General features: G+C 69.9%; 1 protein-coding gene. It reads left to right on the top strand.

Annotated features, from left to right (window positions below; genetic code table 11):
• Window positions 1-503: 503 nt before the first annotated feature.
• Window positions 504-857: a phasin gene (locus tag FV223_RS28500; RefSeq protein WP_147729981.1), complete on the top strand. Its 354-nt coding sequence runs from the start codon at window positions 504-506 to the stop codon at window positions 855-857.
• Window positions 858-993 lie beyond the last annotated feature (136 nt).

Genomic DNA, 993 nt, shown 5'->3' with positions numbered 1-993 from the left:
CGCCGACGACGCTCGCGTCGCCGCGATGGGCCGGGCCGCCCACGGCCGCTTCTGGGCCGCGCCGATGACCATCGCCCGGCACGCCGAAGCCTCGGCCGCGCTGTATGCCGGCTTGCTGCGCACGCGGCGTGACGCGATGCAGCACGCATAGGCCGGCGCGGCGCCCGACCCGCGCCCGCCCGGAGGACGATGCGAAGCGATCGGCCGATCAGATCAAGTTTCCGTGCGGTTTCGCGATCCCCCACGACGTCACGATCGCGCCGTCGTCGCCATCGTGCCCCTGTGCCCGACGGATGATTGCAGCAACATCGGGGGCAATCTGTCAGGTGTGGCGCTTGGTGGGGTCTCGGATCGATGCCGAGGCTAGAGTCTCTGCTTAATAAGCGCGGCTTTCGCCTCGAAAAGCGGCGTCTTGACTTATTATTGCAATGCAACATAAATCCGCCTCGCACGGGCGATCGCTTCGAGACCGCCGGTGACGACGCCACCCGAGGAGCCGATTCATGCAGACCCCGAATTTCGAGATCCCGACCGAGATGCGCGATTTCGCCGAGAAGAGCGTCGACCAGGCCCGCACCGCCGTCGGCACCCTGATGGGCAACGCGCTCAAGGCCGCCGAGCAGGTCCAGAGCTCGGGGCTCAACCTCCAGTCCTCGATGCAGGCCGCCGTCGCCAAGGGCTTCGACCACGCCCAGACCAACGCCAACGCCACCTTCGACTTCGCGCAGAAGCTCGTGCGCACCAAGGACCTGCGCGAGGCCTTCGAGCTGCAGTCCGAGTTCGTCCGCAGCCAGATCGCCGCGATGCAGGCGCAGGCCAAGGACCTCGGCGCCCTCGCGCAAAACGCCGCGCGCTGAGCCGCCGCTCGGCCCCGTGCGGGGCCGAGGATCTTCCGCCGCGCACCGGCGCGGCGGCCCCGGCCTCCGGTCGGCACCGCGGCTGGATCGTCCGGTCTCGCGGCCGTCGCGTGGGGGTGCCGATCCGCGGGCGCCG

Source organism: Methylobacterium sp. WL116 (assembly GCF_008039455.1).
In the GTDB taxonomy this organism is placed as follows: Bacteria; Pseudomonadota; Alphaproteobacteria; order Rhizobiales; family Beijerinckiaceae; genus Methylobacterium.
The sequence above is the reverse complement of the archived record's forward strand: the minus strand, read 5'-3'. Positions and strand labels throughout refer to the sequence as shown.

Bases quoted from the DNA above. Each gene is read 5' to 3' on its own strand.
- FV223_RS28500 (WP_147729981.1), top strand. From the start codon at position 504: ATGCAGACCCCGAATTTCGAGATCCCGACCGAGATGCGCGATTTCGCC.